Annotated in this window: 16 protein-coding genes; 6 read left to right on the top strand and 10 right to left on the bottom strand. The window is 69.9% G+C overall.

The annotated features are described in order from the left end of the window. Positions 1-72: 72 nt before the first annotated feature. On the bottom strand, positions 73-1,098 hold the full coding sequence (locus GJG85_RS27255; protein WP_050014511.1) for an ABC transporter substrate-binding protein: 1,026 nt from the start codon (positions 1,096-1,098) through the stop codon (positions 73-75). A gap of 237 nt (positions 1,099-1,335) precedes the next feature. Here GJG85_RS27255 and GJG85_RS27250 point away from each other — a divergent pair, with 237 nt between their 5' ends. Continuing rightward, the gene (locus GJG85_RS27250) at positions 1,336-2,001 is read left to right on the top strand and encodes a response regulator transcription factor (protein WP_050014383.1); all 666 of its coding nucleotides are present in this window, start codon (positions 1,336-1,338) and stop codon (positions 1,999-2,001) included. Beyond that, entirely contained in the window at positions 1,988-3,412 is a 1,425-nt protein-coding gene (locus tag GJG85_RS27245) for a sensor histidine kinase (RefSeq protein ID WP_050014381.1), read from the top strand. Before GJG85_RS27250 ends, GJG85_RS27245 begins: the two co-directional genes overlap by 14 nt. A gap of 56 nt (positions 3,413-3,468) precedes the next feature. Here the strand turns inward: GJG85_RS27245 and GJG85_RS27240 are convergent, their stop codons facing one another. From GJG85_RS27240 to GJG85_RS27220, 5 genes are all read right to left on the bottom strand, one after another. Continuing rightward, positions 3,469-3,921 carry a hypothetical protein gene (locus GJG85_RS27240; RefSeq protein ID WP_204384066.1) on the bottom strand — a complete coding sequence of 151 codons (453 nt, stop codon included), beginning with the start codon at positions 3,919-3,921 and terminating at the stop codon, positions 3,469-3,471. 87 nt (positions 3,922-4,008) lie between these two features. After that, positions 4,009-4,773, bottom strand: a complete 765-nt coding sequence (locus GJG85_RS27235) for an ABC transporter ATP-binding protein (RefSeq protein ID WP_204384064.1) — start codon at positions 4,771-4,773, stop codon at positions 4,009-4,011. Then, entirely contained in the window at positions 4,770-5,627 is an 858-nt protein-coding gene (locus GJG85_RS27230) for an ABC transporter ATP-binding protein (RefSeq protein WP_204384062.1), read from the bottom strand. Before GJG85_RS27230 ends, GJG85_RS27235 begins: the two co-directional genes overlap by 4 nt. 11 nt (positions 5,628-5,638) lie before the next feature. Further along, positions 5,639-7,450, bottom strand: a complete 1,812-nt coding sequence (locus tag GJG85_RS27225) for an ABC transporter permease (RefSeq protein ID WP_204384061.1) — start codon at positions 7,448-7,450, stop codon at positions 5,639-5,641. A 34-nt stretch (positions 7,451-7,484) separates the two neighbouring features. Then, positions 7,485-8,678, bottom strand: a complete 1,194-nt coding sequence (locus tag GJG85_RS27220) for an ABC transporter substrate-binding protein (protein WP_050014373.1) — start codon at positions 8,676-8,678, stop codon at positions 7,485-7,487. 355 nt (positions 8,679-9,033) lie between these two features. Between GJG85_RS27220 and GJG85_RS27215 the strand changes: the two genes are divergently transcribed. The 4 genes from GJG85_RS27215 to GJG85_RS27200 are packed head-to-tail and all read left to right on the top strand — an operon-like array spanning position 9,034 to position 12,621. Beyond that, entirely contained in the window at positions 9,034-10,047 is a 1,014-nt protein-coding gene (locus GJG85_RS27215) for a LysR family transcriptional regulator (RefSeq protein WP_089489705.1), read from the top strand. Continuing rightward, entirely contained in the window at positions 10,044-11,504 is a 1,461-nt protein-coding gene (locus GJG85_RS27210) for an NAD(P)/FAD-dependent oxidoreductase (RefSeq protein ID WP_204384060.1), read from the top strand. Before GJG85_RS27215 ends, GJG85_RS27210 begins: the two co-directional genes overlap by 4 nt. Continuing rightward, on the top strand, positions 11,501-12,031 hold the full coding sequence (locus GJG85_RS27205; protein ID WP_089489026.1) for a hypothetical protein: 531 nt from the start codon (positions 11,501-11,503) through the stop codon (positions 12,029-12,031). The genes GJG85_RS27210 and GJG85_RS27205 overlap by 4 nt, the downstream gene beginning before the upstream one ends. Further along, positions 12,028-12,621, top strand: a complete 594-nt coding sequence (locus GJG85_RS27200) for a peroxidase-related enzyme (RefSeq protein WP_050014369.1) — start codon at positions 12,028-12,030, stop codon at positions 12,619-12,621. Before GJG85_RS27205 ends, GJG85_RS27200 begins: the two co-directional genes overlap by 4 nt. 245 nt (positions 12,622-12,866) lie before the next feature. Here the strand turns inward: GJG85_RS27200 and GJG85_RS27195 are convergent, their stop codons facing one another. From GJG85_RS27195 to GJG85_RS27180, 4 genes are all read right to left on the bottom strand, one after another. After that, positions 12,867-15,629: an Hsp70 family protein gene (locus GJG85_RS27195; RefSeq protein ID WP_050014367.1), complete on the bottom strand. Its 2,763-nt coding sequence runs from the start codon at positions 15,627-15,629 to the stop codon at positions 12,867-12,869. 5 nt (positions 15,630-15,634) lie between these two features. Continuing rightward, on the bottom strand, positions 15,635-17,476 hold the full coding sequence (locus tag GJG85_RS27190; protein WP_204384059.1) for an Hsp70 family protein: 1,842 nt from the start codon (positions 17,474-17,476) through the stop codon (positions 15,635-15,637). Next, positions 17,473-18,063: a DUF2760 domain-containing protein gene (locus GJG85_RS27185; protein WP_050014363.1), complete on the bottom strand. Its 591-nt coding sequence runs from the start codon at positions 18,061-18,063 to the stop codon at positions 17,473-17,475. Before GJG85_RS27185 ends, GJG85_RS27190 begins: the two co-directional genes overlap by 4 nt. Before the next feature lie 251 nt (positions 18,064-18,314). Beyond that, positions 18,315-18,755 (bottom strand): Rrf2 family transcriptional regulator, encoded by a 441-nt coding sequence (locus GJG85_RS27180; protein WP_204384058.1) that lies wholly within the window; start codon positions 18,753-18,755, stop codon positions 18,315-18,317. Positions 18,756-18,816 lie beyond the last annotated feature (61 nt).

Raw genomic sequence — 18,816 nt, 5'->3', positions numbered from 1 at the left:
CGGCGCCGCGCTTGATGAACGCGCGGGCGTCACGTGGTTCGATAAACGGACTCGGATCGCGGCCCGCGTGGCTCAACCCGCCCGGTAGTCGTCGAGCATCGGCGCGAACATCTCGTGCCACGCGCGCGGCTTCGCCTTGATCGTGCCGGCGAGGTACAGGAATTCGACGTAGTCCATCAGCTGGTTCGGCAACACCGAGAAGCGCGTGTCGGGCGCGGCGAGCATCCGCATCACGTCGTCGTGCGACACGCCGACGCCCGACGACGACGCATAGAGCGCGGCCGCCGCGCGCGGGTCCTGCGCGATCATTCGATTCGCCTCGTCGAGCGCGCCCAGAAACGCGGCGGCGAGCGCCGGCTCCGCATCGACGAGCCGCTTCGGCGCGAACACGACGTCGAGCGTCAGCGGGCCGAGCACGTCGACCGAATTCACCACGCGATGGATGCCCGGCTGCCGCAATTCGAGCGTCGAGAACGGCGGCGACGTGAAGTGCGCGGTCACGCCGTTCTCGCGGCGGACCAGCGCCTGCATCGCCTGCGGATGCGGCAGGTTCACGGTGATCGAATCGAGTTGCGCGAAATGCGTCGGGCCGAGCTGCCGGCTCGCGACCATCTGCAGCACGACCGCCGACAGCGACGTGCGGATGCCCGGCACCGCGATCCGGTCGGACGGCGTGAAGTCGCGCAGCGACACGAGGCCCGCGCGGTTCGCGTTCAGCGACAGCGACGTGGTCGACAGCCCGCTGACGCCGATCACCTCGACGTTCGGAATGCCGCGCGCCCGCGCCCACAGCTCGATGAAACCCGGCGCGCCGGCGGCCGCGAAATCGAGCGTGCCGGCCATCATCGCGTCGTTGACGGAATTGCCGCCGTCGAGCAGCACCCATTCGACCGCGACGTCGCGCACGCCGCGGCGCGCCGCATGCCGCTCGAACAGCCGCTGCTTCTCCATCACGAGCAGCGGCAGGTACAGCACGCCATAGCCTTTCGAGATCCGCACGGTGCGCGGCTTCGCGCGCACCCGCGCCGGCGCCCCGAGCACGCCCAGCACGCCGAGGCCGGCTGCGATCAACGCGCGGCGGCGCGGCGACGTCGTCATGCGCGCGCCGCCGTGCAGCGGACGGCCTGCGGCCACGCGCAGGCCGGCGTGGCGCCGCGGCGCGCGTTCGTCGTGCCCGTGACATGCTGCATGTTGCCGTCTCCATGAATATTTCTGGTATTAATGCCGTCCTTGCATCCTGCTTCCGGCTCGACACAGGTTATCGGCCGAGTCTGAGAAAATGCTGACATCCCGGCCCCGGGAAAACCCCTAACCCACCTACCTTCAAACGGCACCATGCGCATTCTCGTCGTGGAGGACGATGCCGAAATCGGCGCGGCGATCCGCAGCCGTCTGGCCCGGCTCGGCCACGCCGTCGATCTCGAAACCGACGGCGCGACCGCGAACGGGCTGCTGCGCGTCGAGCGCTTCGATCTCGTCGTGCTCGATGCGAACCTGCCCGGCATGGACGGCTTCACGGTACTGCGCAACCTGCGCGCGACGGGCAGCACGACGCCCGTGCTGCTCGTCACCGCGCGCTCGGCGATCGACGACCGCGTGAGCGGCCTCGGCCTCGGCGCCGACGACTACCTCGTGAAGCCGTTCGACTACCGCGAACTCGACGCACGCGTGCAGGCGCTCCTGCGCCGCAACAGCGGCCATGCGAACGACGTGCTGACGCTCGGCGGCCTCGTGATCGACCGCAGCAGCCGTCTCGCGGAACTCGACGGCCAGCCGCTGTCGCTGTCGCGCCAGGAATTCGCGCTGCTCGAAATCCTCGCGAGTCGCCCGCAACGCATCTTCTCGAAGGAAGAACTGCTGAACCAGTTGTTCAGCTTCGGCAACGAGCCGACCGCGAACGCGGTCGAGCAATACGTGACGCGCGTGCGCAAGAAGCTGCAGGGCAGCTCGGTCGAGATCCGCACCGCACGCGGGATGGGGTATCAGATTGCCGCGCATTGACTGGTTCCCGAAGACGCTGTTCGGGCGCACGCTGCTGTTCATCGCGCTCGTCGTCGCGACCGGCGCGCTCGCGCTCGCGGCGATCGCGCGCTACTACGCGGGCGTCGCGGCCGAACGCGCGTACGACCAATTGCTCGCCGGCGCATCGATCCAGGTCGCCGAAAACCTCTACGTGCAAGGCGGCGTGCTCGCGCTGAATCCGCCGGTGGCCGCGCTGTCGACGCTGTCGCGCTACGACCTCGTCTACTACAAGGTGGTCGATTCGCGCGGCGTGGTCGTGGCTGGGTACCACGATCTCGCGAGCCCCGCGACGCTCGCCGCCGCGAAGCAGGGCCCCGCGTTCGCGAACGCCGTCTACCAGGGGCATCGGGTGCGCACCGCGACGATCGCGCGCTTCATGCCCGAGGAAAGCACGCCGGGCTGGGCGCTCGTGACGGTTGCGCAGACAACCAACGCGCGCCAGCAGCTGACGAACGACATGAGCATCAAGGTATGGACGCTGATCCTGCTGATGAGCGTACTCGCGATCGGCGCGAGCGGCCTCGCGATCCGGCGTGGCCTGCGCCCGCTCGCGCAGATCGGCACGATCATCGCCGCGCGCGACCCGGCCGACCTGCGGCCGGTGGCCGTCGATACGCCGAGCGAGATCGACGCGATCATCGGGTCGATCAATGGCCTGATGCACCGCCTTGCCGAGCGGATCAACGCGATGCAGCGCTTCATCGCCGACGCCGCGCACCAGATGCGCACGCCGCTCGCGCGGCTCGACGCGCAGATCGAGCTGCTCGACGGCGAATCGGATCCCGCGCGTCACGCGGCGCGGCTCGATGCGTTGCGTGCGACTTCTTCGGACGTCGGCCGGCTCACCGGCCAGTTGCTCAATCATGCGATGGTGATTCATCGCACCGAGGCCGTGCCACTGCAACCGGTCGAACTCGTCACGCTCGCGAAAGAGGTCCTGGGCCGCACGATTCCGCTCGCCGGCGAACGCGACGTGGCCGTTGCGTTCGCGAGCGACGCGCCGCACGCATGGATCGACGGCGATGCGATCAGTCTTCAGGAAGCGCTGTCGAACGTGCTGCACAACGCGCTGCTGCACGGCCACGCGGACGACATCGTCGTGTCGGTCGCGACCGCCGGCAATGCAGAGGGCACGGTGACGCTGACCGTCACCGACAACGGGCGCGGGATACCGCGCGAGCACTGGGACGCGGCGTTGCAGCCGTTCGTGCGAATCGCGCCGGACGGCAGCGAGCGGCGTACCGGGTCCGGCCTCGGGCTCGCGATCGTGCAGGAAGTGATGAAGGCGCACGGCGGGCGCGTGCGGTTTGCGTTTCCCGATGCGGGCGGGTTCGCGGTGGTGCTGACGTTTCCGCGCGCGGCGGCGACGCACGCCGCGAGCGACGATTAGGCAACCGCGAATCCGGCGCACGCACGTTCGATCGAACGCCACCGGGCGACACGCGTTCAGTCGTCGCTGTCCCGATCCGCGTCGTCGGCGTTGCGCTGCGCGTGTCGCGCAACCAATTGGTCCAGCTCGTCATACTGGCGCTCGCAGAACAGCCTGCACAACGCATCGACATCGACGCGCTTTCTCACGTCGATCGTGTCGACGTGCTGCTCCAGCTTGCCCTTGCCGATGCCGAAGAGCCCCTTCTTCATCCGCATGGACACCGCATTCAACTGGAAGCCGTCCGAATGCGCATCCGTCAACGCGGTCACCCACAGCTCGCGCTGATCGTCGGCATGCTGCAGCACGAGCGCCGGCAGCGGGCCGTCCTGCGTCTCGTTCCATTCGACGTGCTGAGCAGCCCAAGGGAACGCATCGAACGCATGAACGAACGACGCGTAGTCGGTCGCGCCCTGCTGATCGAGCTGGTTGAAATCGTAGCCGGCTTTCTGGATGGAATAGGTCAACATGGCGCGGTGCTCTCCGTGGTGTCGATCGCGACAGAACGCCAATCTACTCCACATTTCGCGGCGCCTGGCAGCGCCTGCTTGCGCCGCCTACGCCACCACCGCCTCCCCACCGAGATACGCATCGCGCACGCGCTCATCGTCGAGCAGCGTTTTCGCGGGCCCTTCGAGCACGACGCGCCCCGTCTGCAGCACATACCCGTAATGCGCGATCTCCAGCGCGAGGCTCGCGTTCTGCTCGACCATGAACACCGTCACGCCTTGCTTGTTGATCGCGTCGATCAGCTCCAGCACCTTGTCGACGTACAGCGGCGACAGCCCCATCGTCGGCTCGTCCATGCAGATCAGTTTCGGCCGCGCCATCAGCGCACGCGCCATCGCGAGCATCTGCTGCTCGCCGCCCGACAGCGTGCCCGCGCGCTGAGCGAGCCGTTCGCGCACCCGCGGAAACAAATCGAGCACACGCGCGTAGTCGTCGGCCACCGCCGCACGATCGCCGCGCGTGTAAGCGCCCATCAGCAGGTTCTCGCGAACGCTCATGTCGCCGAACAGCCGCCGCGCTTCCGGCACGGCCGCGATCCCGCGCCGCACGCGCTGCGGCGTCGCGAGCGCGGTCACGTCGTCGCCGTCGAAACGCACGACGCCGCGACGCGGACGCATCAGCCCGAGGATCAGCTTCATCGTCGTCGACTTGCCGCTCGCGTTGCCGCCGAGCAGGCTGACGATCTGCCCGCGGCCGACTTCGAAATTCACGTCGAAATGCACCTGCACGGGCCCGTAGAACGTGTCGAGGTGTTCGAGTTTCAGCAGCGCGTCGGTCATGGTCGTATCGGGTCCGGAAGATTGCAAGCTCATGCGGCCGCCTGCGCGGCGCGCTCGGCCGGCGCACCGCCCGCATGGCGGCGGCCGAGATAAGCCTCGATCACGCGCGGGTCGTGCCGCACGTCGCGCGGCGCGCCTTCGGCGATCTTCACGCCGTTGTCGAGCACCATCACGCGATCGGACACGCGCATCACGAGTTCGAGCTTGTGCTCGATCAGCAGGATCGTCAGCCCGCGCGCCTTCAGCGACTGGATCAGTTGCAGCATCTCGGCCGTTTCCGTCTCGTTCATCCCGGCCGTCGGCTCGTCGAGCAGCAGCAGGCGCGGATGCAGCGCAAGCGCGCGGCCGATCTCCACACGCCGCCGGTTCGCATACGACAGGCTGTGCGCCGGATGATCGATGCGCGGCGTGAGCCGTTCGCCGAAGCCGGCGACGATCGCGCGCGCTTCTTCGCGCAACGCGGCCTCTTCGCGGCGTACCGACGCGGGCCGCACGAGCGCGCGCCACACCTCGGCGGCCGCGCCGAGCGCCGGCCAGCCGGGCCGCGCCGCGCGCAGCCGCGCATGCGCGCCGATCAGCACGTTGTCGAGCACGCTCAGGTTGCCGAACACGCGGCCGTGCTGGAACGTGCGCGCGATGCCGAGCGCCGCGAGCCGCTCGGGCGCCGTGCCCGTGATGTCGCGGCCGTCGAACGTCACGCGGCCGGCATCGGGCCGGTCGGCGCCCGCGATCAGGTTGAACAGCGTCGACTTGCCCGCACCGTTCGGGCCGATCACGCTCAGCAGCTCGCCGCCGGCGAGCGTCAGGCTCGCGCCGTCGAGCGCGGTCACGCCGTCGAAGCGGCGCGTCAGGCCCTGCACGTCGAGCAGGGGTCGGGTGGTCGTCATCGCATTCCTCCTCACACCGTGCCGAGCAGGCCCTGCGGCCGGAACCGGACGAGCAGCAGCAGCACGAGGCCGTAGATCAGCATCCGGTAGTCAGCCGCCCAGCGGAACAGCTCGGGCAGCCCGATCAGCGCGATCGCGCCGACGATGCCGCCGAGCACGTTGCCGAGCCCGCCCAGGATCACCATCGTCAGCGCGAGGATCGACACCTGCGAATCGAAGGTCTGGTGATTGATGTAGCTGTACAGATGCGCGGCGATGCCGCCGCTCACGCCCGCCGCGACGCCGCCGACCGCGAACGCGATCGCCTTGTAGCGGTTCGGCGCGATGCCGTGCGCACGCGCGGCGACGTCGTCCTCGCGCACCGCGCGTAGCGTGCGGCCCAGATGCGAACGCAGCAGCCGCACCTGTACGAGCGCGAACACGACGAGCACCGCGAACGTGAACCAGTACGCGGCGCGCGCGGTCGTCGCCCACGGCAGCGGCGCGATGCCGGTGATGCCGAGCGGGCCGCGCGTCAGGCTGTCCCAGTTCAGGATCACGAGGCTCACCACTTCGCCGATCCCGAGCGTCGCGATCGACACGTAGTGCCCACGCAAGCGGAACGCCGGATAGACGAGCAGCGTGCCGAACACGGCGGTGATCGCGCCCGCGCACGGAATCGTCACGGCCGGCGACCAGCCGAGATCCGACGACAGCAGCGCCGACGCATACGCGCCGATCACGAGCAGCGCGGCGTGGCCGAGCGAGATCTGCCCGACCGTACCCGCGACGAGCGTGAGACTCAGCGCGAGCAGCCCGTACAGCCACGCGTTGGTCAGCGTCTGCAGCACGTAAGGCGATGCCCCGAGCCACGGCAGCACGGCCGCCGCCGCGATCAGCGCGACGAGCACCGGGCGCGGCACGCGCACGGCTTTCGCGACAGCGAGGAAGGTGCCCGTCATCGGCTCCGGCGGCAGCGCACGGTTCGCACTGAACAAGCCGTTCGGCCGCCACACGAGGAAGACGATCAGCAGTCCGAACGCGAACAGGTCGCGATAGCTGGTGCCGAACAGCGCGACGCCGTAGCTTTCGACGAGACCGAGCAGCAGGCTGCCCGCGATCGCACCCGGCACGTTGCCGAGCCCGCCGATCAGCAGCGCGACGACGCCCTTCAGCGTCGCCTGGAAGCCCATCGCCGGATCGATGCTGTTGTAGTACATGCCGACCAGCAGCCCGCTCACGCCACCGAGCGCGCACGCGATCGCGAACACGGTCTGGTTCACGCGATCGACGTCGACGCCCATCTGCAACGCGGCGTCGCGATCCTGCGCGGTCGCGCGCACGGCCCAGCCGAGCCGCGTGAAGCGCAGGAAGCCGTACAGCAGCGCGGCCGCCGCGATGCCGATGCCCGCGATCAGCAGGTCGAGCGAGCCGAGCGTCGCGCCGGCGATCCGCACGTGCCAGTCGGGCAGCGGCGTCGGCACCGCGCGCGGGTCCGCGCCGAACGCGAGCTGCGCGAGCTGATCGAGGATGAAGCTGATGCCGATCGTCGCGAGCAGCGGCGCGATGCGCGCGGCGTGGCGCAGCGGCCGCAACCCGATCCGCTCGATCGCGATGCCGAGCGCGCCGCACCCGACCACGACCGCCGCGAGCGCAACCGGCAGCGGCAGCCCGAAGCGCGTCAGGCACAGCCAGCCGATGAACGCGCCGACCATGTACACCGAGCCGTGCGCGAAGTTGATCAGGTGCGACACGCCGAAGATCAGCGCGAGCCCGACCGCGAGCAGCGCGTAGATGTTGCCGACGATGAGGCCGTTGAGCGTGTAGTCGAGCCAGGAAGCCATCAGGATGCGTCCGTCATGTGCGTGCGGTTCGGGTTCAGCGCGCCGCGAGTTGCGGCTTCGCGCCGTCCCACAGCGCCCACTGCCCCTGCTTCACGACCAGATACACGGTGCGCGCGCCGGCGACGCGGCGCGTCTGCGGATCGAAGCGCACCTTGCCGAAGATCACGCTCGGCACGTCGCTGATCTTCGCGAAGCCGTCGTGCGCGGCCTGGCGCGTCGTGCCGTAGCGGCGCAGCACTTCCGCCGACAGGATCAGCGCGTCGTACGCGCGCGCGACGAACGAATCGGGATCGGCGTGGAATTTCGCGCGATAGCGCTGCACGAACGCCTGCACCTCGGGGCGCGGTTCGGCCGGGAAGAAGTTCGATTCCGTATAGACGCCTTCGACGGCCGTACCGCCCAGTTCGAGGAACTTCGGCGAATACACGGAGCCCACCGCCGCGATCGGCAGCGCGACGCCCGACGTGCGCGCCTGGCGCACGATCTGCGCGCCGTCCGCGTAGTACGAGATCAGCACGATCGAATCCGGCTTCGATTCGCCGATGCGCACGAGCGTCGAGCGGAAATCCTTCTCCGCCGGCTGGTAGCCTTCGGCCGCGACGACCTGCGCGCCGAACCCCGTCACCGCCTTCGCGAAGATGTCCTTGCTGGTGCGGCCCCAGTCCGTGTTCAGGTACAGCACCGCGATCCGCTTGAAGCCGAGTTCCCTCACCGCATAGCGCGCGAGCAGCGGTTGTTCCTCCGCCTGGCTCAGCGCGGTGCTCCACAGATAGTCGCCGCCCTTCGTGAAATCCGGATGCGAATTCGTGAAGCCGAACTGGATCAGTTGCCCGCGCTGGTAGATCGGCGACGCGGCCATCGACGTCGCGCTCGAGAAGTCGCCGAGCTCGATCGCGATGCGCGGATCGGCGACGAACTTCTGCGCGATCGCCACCGCCTGGCGCGGGTCGCTGCGACTGTCCTGGAAGTCGATCGCGAGCGGCCGGCCGTGAATGCCGCCGCTGCCGTTGATCTCGTCGAGCGCGAGATCGAAGCCGCGCTTCCACTGCTCGCCGTATTGCGCGTCCTGGCCCGTGAGCGGCCCGCTCGCGCCGATCACCACCGGCTCGCCCGACACGCCGGCCGCGAGCGCACCGCCTGTCGACAAGCCCCATGCGGCGGCGAGCGCCGCCACCGTGCCCAGCACGCGCCACCATGCGCCGCGCGCGTCGTTCCCCGAAACGTTCATGCGTCCCCCTGCTTCAGTCAATCGAAAAGAGTGAGGGCATGTAACCATCGGGTTCAGGACGATCCAACGAAGTTTTGCGCATATCGATATCGCACGCGGCGCGAAGCGGATAACGCTCATGATCGATCCAGGCTACCCGCTGCCTCGATCGACATGCCGGCATGCGTCGCATCGCGTTGATTCGATTGGCCTTTCGTTTTTGTCACCCCGCGCAACCGGCGCGCATGCGCGCATGGCCGGCCGCCGCGACGATCGCGCGCTTCGCAGTTTTCCCGCTGTCGATAGCAAAAATCATTATATGAATCGCGCATGCTTGCACTCCTACAATGCGCAAATCGCATCATCGGAACGCGTCATGGAGTTGCATCAACTCGAAGCCTTTTCCGCGGTCATGTCGGCCGGCAGCGTCACCGGCGCGGGCGAACTGCTCGGCCGCTCGCAGCCGGCCGTCACGCGGCAGATCCAGGAACTCGAAGCCGATCTCGGCTACGCGCTGTTCGACCGGCACGGCCCGCGCGTCACGCCGACGCGGCGCGCGTTTCTGCTGTACGAGGAAGTCGAACGCTCGCTGGTCGGCCTGCGCGCGATCGAGGCGCGGGCCCGCGCGCTCGGCGACGACACCGCCGAACCCGTGCGCATCGCGGCCACGCCGTCGCTCGCGGCCACGCTCGTGCCGACCGCGCTCGCCGCGCTGCCCGACGATACGCATGCGCCGCACTACCAGTTGCGCAGCGAATCGGCCGAGCATGTGGTGCACGAGGTGCTGGCCGGCACGGCCGATGTCGGCGTCGTCACGCTGCCGATGGCGCATGCCGGGCTCGACGTGCACTGGATCGCGCAGACGCCGTGCGTCGCCGTGCTGCCGGCCGGCGATCCGCTCGCGGCGAAACCTCGCATTGCGTTGCGCGACCTCGCGCGGCGCCGCATCGTGACGGTCGCGAACCGGCATCGGCTGCGCCAGCGGATCGACGCGGCGTTCGCGGCCGCGCGTGTCGAGGCGCGCGTGTTCATCGAAACCAATGCGTCGCTGAATGCGGTGATGGCCGCGCGCGCGGGCATCGGGATCGGCATCGTCGATCCGGCAACCGGCGTCGCGCTGCCGGTGGACGGGGTCGTCGCACGCCCGCTCGACGTCGACATCCCGTTCGCGTTCGGCGTCGCGACGCCGACCGGCAAGGCGCGCACGGCGGCCGTCGATGCGCTGCTCGACGCGCTGCGCCGCACGACGCGCACGCTGCTCGACGACGTGATTTTTCACGACGCCGCCGCGCACGATGCGCTGCTGCGCGGCGACCGGCTGCGCACCGAACGCACGGCGCGCCCGCCTCGCCCGACACGAACCCGCCGCGCGCGCTCGGAGGCCGCATGACGACGCCACTCGACGCACTCGAAGCACGGCTCGCACAGGACCTGCGCTGGCTCGACCTGCCCGCGCCGTCGTGGGTGCCGCCACGTGACGTGGACGGCGCGCGCGTGCTCGACGTCGCGATCGTCGGCGGCGGGATGGCCGGGCTCGCGGCATCCGCCGAACTGCGCCTGCTCGGCATCGACAACCAGTGCGTGATCGATCGCGCGCCGGCCGGCTACGAAGGCCCGTGGGTCACGTTCGCGCGGATGGAAACGCTGCGTTCTCCGAAGCAGCTTGCGGGCCCCGCGCTCGGCCTGCCGGCGCTTACGTTCCGCGCGTGGTTCGAAGCGCAATACGGCCGCGACGCGTGGGATGCGCTGTACAAGATCCCGCGCGCGCAATGGATGGAGTACCTGCGCTGGTATCGGCGCGTGCTCGACCTGCAGGTGCGCAACGACACGACGCTCGTCGCGTTGCGTCCGCGCGAGGACGGGCTGCTCGCGCTCGACGTGCGCGGCAACGGCGAAGCGCAGACGCTGCTCGCGCGGCACGTCGTGCTCGCGACCGGCCGCGACGGCCTCGGCGGCCCGTACGTGCCGCCCGTCGCGCAACGCGCGCCGCGCACGCGCTGGGCCCATTCGTCCGAGCCGATCGATTTCGCCGCGCTCGCGGGCAAGCGCGTCGGCGTGGTCGGCGCGGGCGCGTCCGCGTTCGACAACGCGGGCACCGCGCTCGAAGCGGGCGCCGCACGCGTCGACCTGTTCTTCCGCCGCGCGGACATTCCACGCATCAACAAGCTGACCGGCATCGGCAGCCCGGGCCTCGTGCACGGCTACGCCGATCTCGACGACGCGACGAAATGGCGCTACATGCACTACGCGCTGACGTCGCAGACGCCGCCGCCACGCGACAGCGTGCTGCGCGTGTCGCGTCACGATCATGCGCATTTCCATGCGGGCAGCCCGATCGAGGCGCTCGCCGACCACGCGGACGGCCTCGACGTGACGACGCCGCGCGGCCGCTACACGGTCGACTTCCTGATCTTCGCGACGGGCTTTCATTCGGACTGGACGACGCGCGACGAATTCGCGTCGTTCGGCGCGCACGTGCGGCGCTGGAAGGATCGCTATCGGCCGGAACCGGCGCGATGGCTCGACGAGCTCGCCGAGTCGCCCGATCTCGGCCCAGCGTTCGCGTTCCAGGAGCGCGAGCGCGGTGCGTGCCCGGCCGTCACGCGCATCCATTGCTTCAATCATGCGGCGAGCCTGAGCCACGGCAAGCTGTCCGGCGACATTCCGGCCATCAGCGCAGGCGCGCAGCGGCTCGCGCGCGGCATTGCGAGCCGGCTGTTCGATGCCGATCGCGACCGCCACTACGACGCGCTCGTCGCGTACGCGAATGCCGAACTGCAAGGCGACGAATGGCGCGACGCCGACGCCATCGGTCACTTTGACGACGAAGGAAAACCGAAACGATGACTGACTCCCTCACGCCGGCCGCCGTGCCGGATACGATCGATGCGGCAGCCGGCCTGCGCGAAGGCGACGCCGTCGCCGCGCTGCGCCGCGCACGCGGCAAGGTGCTGTTGCATACGCAACTGAGCGAAGCCGCACTGTTCGATCCCCCCCTGCCCGATCTTTCGCCGGTCGAGCGGCTGCATGCGGCACGCTATGTCGCGCGACAGTCGAACGCACACGCGCTGACCGACATCTATCGCACGCGACTGCTCGACGCAGGCGGCACGCTCGACGATATCGAACGAGCCGATGCCGATGCGTTCGACGCGCTGCCTCGCCGCCTCGGCGCGATCCTGTTGCACGCGAAGCGCCTGACGCACGCGCCGGTCGACGCACGCGCGGCCGATCTCGCCGCGTTGAAATCGGCCGGACTTACGACATCCGCGATCGTCGCGTTGTCGCAGCTCATCGCGTTCGTCGCGTATCAGTTGCGCGTGGCCGCCGCCGCGCGGGCACTTCAAGCGCGCGCCGCCAAGGAGGCCGCATGACGACTACGGCCCACGGCTTCACGTTCGACACGCTCGGCTGGCGCGCATGGCTCGACACGGTATCGCTCGACGCGGCGACACCCGATCAGCTCGCGGTGCTCGACGCGAGCCACCCGCAAGCGAAAACATCCGACTATTACCTGCTGCTCGTCCATCTGCCCGAGATCCTGCTGCAGCGCTCGGGCGTGTTCAACGCGATCATGTACGGCCCCGGCGGGCTGTCGCGCGCCGAGCGCGAACTGGCGAGCACGGCGGTGTCGCGCGTGAACGGTTGCGTGTACTGCGCGTCGGTGCATGCGCAGCGCTTCACGCAGCTCGCGAAACGCACCGATGCGATCGAGCAGGTGTTCGACGATCCGGCGACGGCCGGCACGACGGCGCGCGAACGCGCGATCGTCCGCTATGCGATTGCATTGACCGAACGGCCCGACGCGATCGATGACAGCGATATCGCCGCGCTCGAGGCCGAAGGGCTCACGCATGAGGAGATTCTCGACCTGTCGCACGCGATCGCGATCTTCGCGTGGGCGAACCGGCTGATGCTGACGCTTGGTGAGCCGGTGTTTCCGGAATCGGCGGCGGGCGCCTGACCGCACGCAGGAACGTGCCGCGTCGCGCCTTGTGCGTCGACAACAAAATGCTCGTCTCGGTGTTGGCGATTCCCGTTCGGTAACCGCGCGCGATGGCGCAGAAACCGGATCAGCGGAAAAGCGTCGCGAAGGGGTGTCGCATGCCTGAATGAAACCGGCTTCGACGTCGTGCCATGGGTGGCGCGACGTCGACCGGGAACGGACGCTTCGATCCGCGAACGAGATCGACGCATCCCGCACTGCTCTCAATCACCCAGCAGCTTCAATCCGGCCGGCAGCGTTTCGCCGAACACGCGCACCGTATCGGCTTCGTCGAACGCGGTCGCTTCACGGACCATGTCGATCCACGCCGCCGACACGTTGGCGGCCGACAGGCGCTTGATGACGGCCTCGCGCGTGTCGTCCGGCAAATCGCGCGAGCGGTCGCCCGTCATCCGCGCGATCTGTGCGGCCGCGAACGCAGCCGGTTCGACCTGCTTCCAGTCGAGCGCGAACAGCGCATCGAGCCAGCCGTTGACGATTTCCGCCGGCACGACGCTATGCGCGCTGCCATAGAACGGCCGCCTTGCACCGATCCGCCCGAGCGCCCACGCGCACAACGCGCGATCGGCCGGCTTCTGCAATTGCGCGATCAGGCGCTCGGCCAGCTCGACCTTGCGCGCGACGGGCAGCCGTTCGAGCGACGCGGACAATCGCGTCATGTCGGCCGGCCCGACCTTGGCCGGATCGAACGGCAACTTGCGCCGCTTGTCGTCGGACGGCTCGAGGAACGCGATCGCGTCGCGCACCTGCGTCTGCGCATCGTCGTCGAGGCCGCCGGCCACGCGCCGCCACAGCGTCCACCACTCGGACCACACCTGTGCATCGGTCACATACTGAATGCCGTCGTCGAAGAGCGGCCACAGCTGCTCGATGCGCCATGCGTCGAGCGGATGGCCGAAACCCGGACGCAGGCAATACCCGGCGAGATTCAGCCACGCGCGCTCGTGATCGGCCGAGCGCCGCCGCCGCCGCACCCGCGCGAGCAATGCGTCGAACAGTTCGCGCGCGAGCGCGACATCCCAGTCTTCGCGCGCGCCGAGCACCTGTTCGAGTTGCGCGCGCAACCGACGCGTGTCCTTCGGCGTGACGCCCGCGGCCTTGCTGCCGAACGAACGCTCGATCAGCTCGAGCGCCTGGTCGAGCCGCGGATGCCGCGCGAGCGCCGCATCGTCGCCTTGCACCGGCGCATCGCCGCGCAACTGGAATTCGAGCCGCCAGCGGCGCGCCGCGTCGCCCGTCGCGATGCAATGCATTTCGAGCGTGCCGACCTCGGTCAGCGACGCGGTGAGCTTCACCGGCGTTTCGCGCGCGTCGCCGCCCGCCTTCGCATCGACGACCGTCGCGATCGGCGGCAGCCGCACGAAATCGCCGCCGTCGAGATCGACGAGATCGCCGGGTTGATACTTCGTGTCGGCCACCGTCGACACGAGGTGGAAACGCACCGGCTGCCCGAGCTGCAGCGCGAACGTGCGATCGTCGAGGCGGATCTCGCGGCCCTCTTCCGCGCCGCGCGGCAGCAGGCAGACGCCGCGGGCGGCTGCGTCGCCTTCGCCATCGTCGAGCACGAGGAAATAGCTGCGCGCGGAGCCGCCGCCGATGCGCGGCGCATGCCCGGCGCGCGCAAGCCCGTAGGCCACCGCGCCGCGCGCGACGGCCACATCGGGATGCGCGTTGTGCAGCACGTCGAGCGGTGCGCCGCGCCACGCACCGAGCGTCTGCGCGAGACGGCCGGCAAGCGCGCCCGCGCGGAACACGCCGCCGTTGAGCAGCAGCGTGTCCGGCAGCGGGCCTTCCGCATGACGGTTCAGGAACGCGGCGACGTGGCGCGTGACGGCCGCGTCGCTCGCATACGGCAAGCCGAATTCGACGATCGCCGCGCGCGCACGGCGCGGCAATTCGCCGGCCTCGACCTGCGGAAAGAACCCGTCGACGACGATCTGCTCGACTTCCTGCCGCGTCAGCTCCGCCGAACGCGCACCGCCGACGAGCTTGCTGCCCGCGCCGAGCAGCGTGACGGTGACGGACGCCGGCGCGTCGTCACCGAGCAGCCGCTCCTTCGCCGCGCGGCAGCGCTCGACGAGTTGCGACAGGCTCGCGGCCGACAGCCGCGTACCGGGCTCGGTCAGCCGCGACTCGACCAGGCGCGCGAGCGCGAGGTCCATGTTGTCGCCGCCAAGCATCAGGTGGTTGCCGACGCCGACGCGCGTGAAGGTGGGTTGGCCGTCGTCACCCGGCGCGACGTCGACGAGCGTGAGGTCGGTCGTGCCGCCGCCGACGTCGCAGATCAGCACGCGCCGCGGCGCGGCGAACGTCTCGCGCAACGTGTCGCGCTGGCCGTACAGCCAGTCGTAGAACGCGGCCTGCGGTTCTTCGAGCAAGCGCAGCGCCGGCAGCTTCGCGCGCCGCGCGGCCTCGACGGTCAACGCACGCGCGCCGTCGTCGAACGACGCGGGCACCGTCAGGATCACGTCCTGCTGCGCGAGCGGCTCATCGGGAAAACGCGCGTTCCACGCGTCGCGCACATGCGCGAGATAGCTCGCGCTCGCATCAACCGGCGACACCTTGTCGACGCCATCGGCCGCGCCCCACGGCAGGATCGCCGCGAGCCGGTCGACCGCGGCGTGCGACAGCCAGCTCTTCGCGCTCGACACGAGCCGGCCCGGCACCTGCGCGCCGAGCGTGCGCGCGTAGCGGCCGATCACGGCCGGCGGCGAATCGGCCGCATTCGCGCTGGCCTTCGGATCAGCCTTCGAATTGGCCGCCCACGGCAGCCGCAGCGCGTCCGGCGGCAGCTCGCCCGCCGCCGGGTGATAGCGCACCGACGGCAGCAGCGGCTGCGCGGCCACCGCGCCCGGGCCGACCAGCTGCTCGACGTCGAACACGCGGATCGCGTCGGAACCGGCCTCGACGTACGCGACGACCGTATTGCTCGTGCCGAGGTCGATGCCGACCGTATAGCGCTTCATCGCGCTCAGGCGGCGCCGCGCACGTCGAACTCGACCTTCCAGCGCTCGTTCGTGCCGCTCGGGATCGCCTCGAGTTCGAGCGTGCCGGCTTCGGTCACGCGCGCATGCAGCTTCACCGGCACGACTTCGCCGACGGTGCGCCCTTCGGCGGGCAGCGTCGCCTGGATTTCCTCCAGCTCCTGCAGCTCTTCCGCCGACCAGTAGTCGAGCAGCGTGCCGACCTGGTCCTGACGACGCACCGACGAACCGAAGAAGCGGAATTGCACCGGTTCGCCGACGACGAGACCGAATTCCTGCGGCGGCAGCGCCGCGTCCGTGCCCTCCTCCATCCCGAACGGCGCGACGCACAGCGCCTGCACCGGCGGCTCGAGCCCCGGCACCGCGGGCATCGCCGATTCGATCGCGACGTAGTACGCACGCGCCGTGCCGCCGCGAATGCGCACGCCCCGGCCGCGCTTCACGTAGCCGTAGTACGCCGCGCCGCGTGCGACCGCGAGATCGAGATCGGCGCCTTCGAGCAGGCGGGCGGGCGGCGCGCCTTCGGCGGCGAGCCAGTTGTTGAGCGTGTCGAGCACGCGCTGCGTGAGCAGCGTCGACTTGAACACGCCGCCGTTGAACAGCACGGCGGTCGGATGCAGGAACGTCGCGCCTTGCGGCAGCGTGCGCTGCACGCCTTCGAGCGTGTCGAGCGCCGCGACCTGGCGGCCGAGGAACGCCGCGAGATGGCGGGTGATGCCGGCGTCCTGCGCATACGGCAGGCCGAGCTGCGTCAGGCCGACACGCGCGCGGCTCACCGGGCGCGCGGCTGCATCGACCTGCGGGAAGAAACCTTCGAGGATCGTCTGCGTCAGTTCCGCGCGCGTCAGCTCGGTGCGGATCGAGCCGCCGATCAGCTTCGAGCCGCGGCTCGGCACGACGAGCGGCACCGCGTCGGTGGTCGGATCGGACAGCAGCGTTTCCTTGGCCGCGCGGCACGCGTAGGTCAGCGCGCGCAGTTGCCACGGATCGGCCTGCGTGCCCTGCTGCGCGAGCTTGCGTGCGACCACGTGCGCGAGCGCGAGGTCCATGTTGTCGCCGCCGAGCAGGATGTGCTCGCCGACGGCGACGCGATGCAGTTCGAGATTGCCGTCGCGCTCGACCACCGCGATCAGCGACAGGTCGGTCGTGCCGCCGCCGACGTCGACGCACAGGATCAGGTCGCCGACCTGCACCTGCTTGCGCCAGCCACCTTCGCTTTTCTGGATCCAGCTGTAGAGCGCCGCTTGCGGCTCTTCGAGCAGCGTCATCCGCGTGTAGCCGGCGGCGCGCGCGGCCTCGGCCGTCAGTTCGCGCGCGGCCGGGTCGAACGACGCGGGGATCGTGACCGTCACGTCCTGGTCGGCGAACGGCGCGTCGGGATGCGCGTGGTCCCACGCTTCGCGCAGGTGCGTGAGATAGCGGATCGAGCTTTCCAGCGGCGACACGCGCGCCACTTCCGGCGGCGCATCGCTCGGCAGGATCGCTGCGCGGCGATCGACGCCCGGGTGGCACAGCCAGCTTTTCGCACTCGACACGAGGCGGATCGGCGTGCCGGCGCCGCGCGTGCGCGCCATCTCGCCGACCGCGAACGCGCGCGAGGCCGTCCACGGCAGCGTCAGGTCGCCCTGCGTCAGCTCGCTTTCATGCGGCAGGTAGAGGAACGACGGCAGCAGGTCGCGCGATTCCAGCGCGCCCGGTGCGGTCAGCTGCGCGATCGGCAGCACCTGCTGCACGATCTTTTCGCCGTCGCTCGTGCTGCTGTCGACGTACGACAGCGCGCAGTGGGTCGTCCCGAGGTCGATACCGATCGAATAGCGCGGATCGCTCACAGTTCCACCTCCGCCGGTGCGACGACCGATGCGTCGTGGCTGCCCGTCAGCTTCGGCAGGCGCACGTCGGAAACACGCCAGCCGCGATGGCTGACGGTGCCCGTGAACGGCGCGGAGCCGACCACGTTGCCGGTCACGCGCACGGCCGTCGCGTCGAAGCCGGCCGGCAGCGTCACGCGGCTGCCTTCCGCTTCGTCGCGCACCGGCACGATCGTGAAGTGCTCGCGCAGCGCCGCGCGGCAGCCGTCGTGCACGAGGCGCGCGGCCGCGCCGATGTCGGCGTCCGCATAGCCGGCGATGTCTTCCTCGACGAAATCGATGAAGCGCGCATCGCGCTGCAGCAGGCCGAGCAGTTGCAGCGCGGCCTGCGGGCTCGCTTCGCGCAGCTCGGGGGCCGGCGCCTTCACCGGCGCGGGTGCGACGGGCGCGGCAGCGGGGGCCGGCGTCGGGACCGGCGCGACCGGCGCCGGGGCGCCGTCGCGCACGCGCAGCACGCCGGCCGCGAACTCGCGGTTGCCGAGCACGGAGAAGAACGTGCCGACGGCCAGCGACAGCCGGCCGAAAAAGGACAGGTTGGATTCGGGCATGGGGTCTGGACTCCTGTGGGCTCGCGGCAGGGCGAGCGTTTCTTGCCTGGGCGCCCGGCGGCGGCGTGCGGCATGCGCACTGCCGCCGCCGGGCGCGTGATTCGAACGCGCCCTCGCGGGTGCGGAAAACCCGTATTTTGCCCTGTGGCGGGCGAACCGGGCAGAAGTCGGGGGACAGAACATGGCGGCGCGGCGGTTTCGGCCGCGCCTGCGCGTGCGTGACGCGCGTACGGCGGCCGTGCTGCGCTGCGTCAGCGCGGCTTGCGCAGCCGCGCCGCCTTCGCTTCGAAATCGCGCGACAGCATGCCGAGCGTGACTTCGCCGAAGCGCGCGAGCAGCGACGCTTCAGCCTCCTTCAGCGCCGCCGACAGATGCGCGTTGACCGCCTGTTCGACCAGGCATTCGGGCGCGTCCTCGGACACCAGGTCGGAAAACAGCGGCGGCTCGCCCACCGCGCGATAGACGTCGAGCAGCGTGATGTCGTCGAGCGCGACGCTCAGCGCCCAGCCGCCGCCGTGCCCCTTCTCCGACTGCACGTAGCCGCAATCGCGCAACCCGCCGAGCAGGCGCCGCACGACGACCGGATTCGTGCCCAGCATCGTCGCGATCGTCTCCGACGTCAGCGGGCCGTCGGCCCGGTCCATGTGGATCAGCGCATGCAGCATGCGCGACAAACGGCTGTCGGTTCTCACGGGCGGGATTCCCCTCTCTCGAAACTTCTGAAGTTGCATGAATGATACCATCGCCCTATCA

The organism is Burkholderia sp. MS389 (assembly GCF_016899425.1).
In the GTDB taxonomy this organism is placed as follows: Bacteria; Pseudomonadota; Gammaproteobacteria; order Burkholderiales; family Burkholderiaceae; genus Burkholderia; species Burkholderia sola.
This window is presented reverse-complemented; position numbering and strand designations above follow the sequence as displayed.